This window comes from Inquilinus sp., from assembly GCF_039594555.1.
Classification (GTDB): Bacteria; Pseudomonadota; Alphaproteobacteria; order DSM-16000; family Inquilinaceae; genus Inquilinus.
Window position 1 is genome coordinate 1 of record NZ_JBCNNF010000511.1, and the last position, 4,262, is coordinate 4,262.

4 protein-coding genes are annotated in these 4,262 nt (G+C 69.2%); 3 read left to right on the forward strand and 1 reads right to left on the reverse strand.

The window, feature by feature from the left end; translation table 11 throughout:
- From ABDW35_RS32925 to ABDW35_RS32935, 3 genes are all read left to right on the forward strand, one after another.
- A partial coding sequence (locus ABDW35_RS32925) for a sugar ABC transporter permease (RefSeq protein ID WP_343718073.1) occupies nucleotides 1–749 on the forward strand: 749 nt, incomplete at its 5' end.
- Nucleotides 749–1,603, forward strand: coding sequence for a carbohydrate ABC transporter permease (locus ABDW35_RS32930; protein WP_343718074.1), 855 nt, complete (start codon nucleotides 749–751; stop codon nucleotides 1,601–1,603). The genes ABDW35_RS32925 and ABDW35_RS32930, both read left to right, overlap by 1 nt.
- A 40-nt stretch (nucleotides 1,604–1,643) precedes the next feature.
- Nucleotides 1,644–3,581, forward strand: coding sequence for a glycoside hydrolase family 127 protein (locus ABDW35_RS32935; protein ID WP_343718075.1), 1,938 nt, complete (start codon nucleotides 1,644–1,646; stop codon nucleotides 3,579–3,581).
- A gap of 12 nt (nucleotides 3,582–3,593) precedes the next feature.
- Here the strand turns inward: ABDW35_RS32935 and ABDW35_RS32940 are convergent.
- Nucleotides 3,594–4,262 (reverse strand): MFS transporter (locus tag ABDW35_RS32940; RefSeq protein WP_343718076.1); only part of this gene is annotated, 669 nt, incomplete at its 5' end.

Sequence of the window (4,262 nt, forward strand, 5' to 3'; positions counted from 1 at the left end):
TGGGGGCGATCCGCTTCATCGGCCTCGACAACTACCTCGCCATCGCCCGTGACACCCGGTTCTGGAACGCGCTGCGCTTCACCGCCCTCTACACCGTCGTCGTCACCATCGCGATCTTCGCCGTCGCCTTCCCGCTGGCGCTGTTCGTGGAGAAGCCGCGGCCCTTCGCCGGCTTCTACCGCACCGCCTATTTCCTGCCGGTGGTGGTCGGCTTCGCCTCGGCCAGCCTGCTGTGGGCCTGGCTGCTGAACGTCGATGCCGGGCTGTTCAGCCCGGCGGCCGAGGTGCTGGGGCTGACCGCAGGCCGGGTCAACCTGCTGGCTGATTTCGACCCGGCCTTCTGGTCGATCATCGCCATGGTGGTGTGGAAGGCCGCCGGCTTCACCATGGTGATCCTGATGACCGGGCTGCAAGGCATCCCGGCCGACTATCTCGAGGCCGCGAAGATCGACGGCGCCGGTCCCTGGGCGCGGTTCCGCCGCATCACCCTGCCGCTGATGCGCCGGACCATCGCCCTGGCGCTGATCCTGTCGGTCACCGGGTCGATGCTGGCCTTCGACCAGTTCTACATCATCCTCGGCGGCGGCCCGCGCAACCAGACCGTCACCGCCGTCTATTGGATCTTCAACCAGTCCTTCGTGTCGTTCCGCCTGGGCTATGGCGCGGCGCTGTCGATGGTGCTGCTGGCCATCCTGCTGGCGCTGAGCGTGGTCCAGCTGCGCCTGCTGCGCCAGCCGGAGGGCGAGTGATGAGCATGGCCGTCCCGATGCGCCGGGCCGCCCCCGGCTTCCTGCTGCAGGCCGCGGCGCTGGTCGCCGCCCTGCTGTTCCTGGCACCGATCGCCTGGACCATGCTGGCCAGCCTGAAGCCGGGGTCGGAGGCGAACCTGCCGCCGCTGCCGCCCTGGCCAGTCGCGGACTGGAGCACCGACAGCTATCGGGCGCTCGACGCCTTCGGCGCCGGCGTCGGCCATTATGCCGGCAACAGCCTGACCGTCGCCCTGGCCACCGCCGCCATCACCTCGATCGTCAGCCTGCTCGGCGGCTACGGCTTCTCGCGCTTCTGCTTCCCGCTGAAGAACGCGCTGTTCGTGCTGGTGATCGCGACGATCATGATCCCCTTCCAGTCGATCCTGACGCCGCTGTTCCTGCTGCTGACCAGGCTCGGCCTGCAGAACACCCTGGCCGGGCTGGTGCTGATCTATGTCACGCTGCAGCTGCCCTTCTCGATTTTCATGATGCGCAACGCCTTCGACGCGGTGCCGCGCGAGATCGAGGAAGCGGCGCGGATCGACGGCGCCGGCCGCCTGCAACTGCTGGCCCGGGTGATGCTGCCGCTGGTGTTCCCCGGCATCGTCACCGTCGCCCTGTTCGCCTTCTTGGCCGCGTGGAACGAGTTCCTGGCGGCTCTGATCCTGCTGACCGACCAGAACAAGTTCACCCTGCCGATCCTGATGACCGCCGTCCGTTCCGGCCGCTTCGGCGCCGTGAACTGGGGCGCGGTGCAGGCCGGTGTCACCGTGATGATGATCCCCTGCCTGATCCTGTTCCTCGCCCTGCAGCGCTTCTACATCCGCGGCCTGACGGCCGGCGCGGTGAAGTAGGCGCGCGCATTCCCTGCCCGATCGATCGATGGAGTTCCGGATGACCGCCGACCTCGCTTTCGCCGCCGATGCCGCGCCCCGCGCCCGCTTCCGCCCGCCCGCCGTGCCGCAGGTCGAGGTCCGCGGCTTCTGGGGCAGCCGCATCGACGCCGTCTGCGCCAGGACCGCCGACACCCTCTACCAGCGCTGCGAGGAGGCCGGGATGCTGCAGCAGATCGACCCCGACGCGCCGTCGCCCGGGGTGAAGATCCCGTTCCATGGCGGGCTGGTCACCGCCCAGATGTTCTGGGATTCGGATCTCGGCAAGGTGATCGAGACCGCTGCCTATTGCCTGCAGCGCAGCCCGAACCCGGAGCTGGAGCGCAAGGTCGATCATGTCATCGAGCTGTATGGCCGGCTGCAGCAGCCGGACGGCTATCTCAGCAGCTGGTACCAGCGGATCCAGCCGGGGCTGCGCTGGACCAATCTGCGCGACTGCCACGAGCTGTACTGCGCCGGGCACCTGATCGAGGGCGCCGTCGCCTATTACCAGGCCACCGGCAAGCGGCAATTGCTCGACATCATGTGCCGCTACATGGATCACATCGCGACCGTCTTCGGCACCGGCCCCGATCAGAAGCGCGGCTATTGCGGCCATGAGGAGATCGAGCTGGCGCTGGTCAAGCTGGCGCGCGTCACCGGCCAGCAGAAATACATGGACCTGGCGAGGTACTTCATCGACGAGCGCGGCCGGCAGCCGCATTTCTACGACGCCGAAGCGCGCGAGCAGGGCCGCAACCCGCAGGACTACATTTTCAAGACCTACGAGTACAACCAGTCGCATCTGCCGGTGCGGGAGCAGGACAAGGTCGTCGGCCACGCCGTCCGCGCCATGTACCTGTACAGCGGCATGGCCGATGTGGCGATGGAGTATGGCGACGACAGCCTGCGCGTGGCGCTGGAGCGGCTGTGGCGCGACCTGACGAGCAAGCGCCTCTACGTCACCGGCGGCCTCGGCCCCTCCGCCGACAATGAGGGCTTCACCGCCGATTACGACCTGCCGAACGAGAGCGCCTATGCCGAGACCTGCGCCGCGGTCGGGCTGGTGTTCTGGGCCGGCCGGATGCTCGGCCTCGGCCCCGATGCGCGCTACGCCGACATGATGGAGCTGGCGCTGTACAACGGCGCCTCCTCCGGCCTGTCGCTGGACGGCGCCACCTTCTTCTACGAGAACCCGCTGGAGAGCCGCGGCGGCCATCATCGCTGGACCTGGCACCGCTGCCCCTGCTGCCCGCCGAACATCGCCCGGCTGACTGCGTCGATCGGCAGCTACATGTATGGCCAGTCGGAGGACGGGATCGCCGTCCATCTCTACGGCGACAGCACCGCGACGCTGGACGCCGCCGGCGGCAAGGTCCGGCTGGTGCAGGAGACGCGCTATCCCTGGGACGGCGCCATCGCGCTCACGGTCGAGCCCGAGGCGCCGGCCAGCTTCACCCTGTATGTCCGTATCCCCGGCTGGTGCCGCAAGGCGACCCTGTCGGTCAACGGCACGGCGCAGGACCTCGCCGCGATCACCCGCAACGGCTACGCCGCGATCACCCGGCGCTGGGCGGCCGGCGACACGGTCAAGCTGGATCTGGAGCTGGCGGTCGAGCGCATCCACGCCCATCCCGAGATCCGGCACGATGCCGGCCGGGCCGCGATCCGGCGCGGGCCGCTGGTCTACTGCCTGGAGGGCGTCGACAACGGCGTGCCGCTGAACAGCCTGGTGCTGCCGGTGGACGCCGAGCTGACCCCGCGCGAGGAGCCCGGCCTGCTGGGCGGGGTGGTGACGCTGGAGGGTCAGGCCCGCGCCCAACCGGTGGCGGATTGGGGTGACGACCTGTACCGCACCGCGCCGCCGGCGGAGCATCCGGTCCGGGTCAAGGCCGTGCCCTATTATGCTTGGGACAACCGCGATCCAGGCGAGATGCTGGTCTGGGTGCGCACCGCCTGATCTACCGCGCGCTCAGGTCTGGTCCGGCCGCGTCTCCGGCATCGCCATGGCGAAGACCAGAGCCGCGGCCGCGGCGACCACGCCCAGGGCGAGGAAGGCGGCGTCGAAGCCGAGCGCGTCGACGATCACGCCCGCGGCGAGGCCGCTGAGCGAGGCGCCGATGCCCGTCATCGTCGCCACCGCGCCCTGGGCCAGGTTGTAGCGGCCGGTGCCGCGCATCACATCGGCGACGACCAGCGGTGTCAGGACGCTGTAGATCCCGGCGCCGACGCCGTCCAGCAGCTGCACCGCGATCAGCCAGCCGCTGTCATGCGACAGGGTGAACAACACCGCCCTTACCGGCAGGATGGCGAAGCCGGCCAGAAAGATCGGCTTGCGCCCCCAGCGATCCGCCATCCGGCCGACCAGGATCGCGACCAGCAGCATCACCGCCTGCGCCGCGATAATGCAGTAGGACATCATGGCGGTCGCCCAGTCCGGATGGGCGAAGGCCAGCACCTGCCCGACCAGGGGCAGCAGCGGCGCATTGGCGAAATGGAACAGGAAGACGCAGATCCCGAAGATCACGAGCGGCCGGTGCCGGATCAGGACGCTCCAGCCTGACTGGGCGCCTTTTCCCTCCGCCCCATGCGCCGCATCGGCGCCGCGGGCGAGGTCGTGATCGATGGCCTGCGCCGGGAT

What these genes read in the sequence shown, in the direction of transcription:
- ABDW35_RS32935 (WP_343718075.1), top strand. Translation starts at nt 1,644, where the DNA reads ATGACCGCCGACCTCGCTTTCGCCGCCGATGCCGCGCCCCGCGCCCGC.
- ABDW35_RS32930 (WP_343718074.1), top strand. Translation starts at nt 749, where the DNA reads ATGAGCATGGCCGTCCCGATGCGCCGGGCCGCCCCCGGCTTCCTGCTG.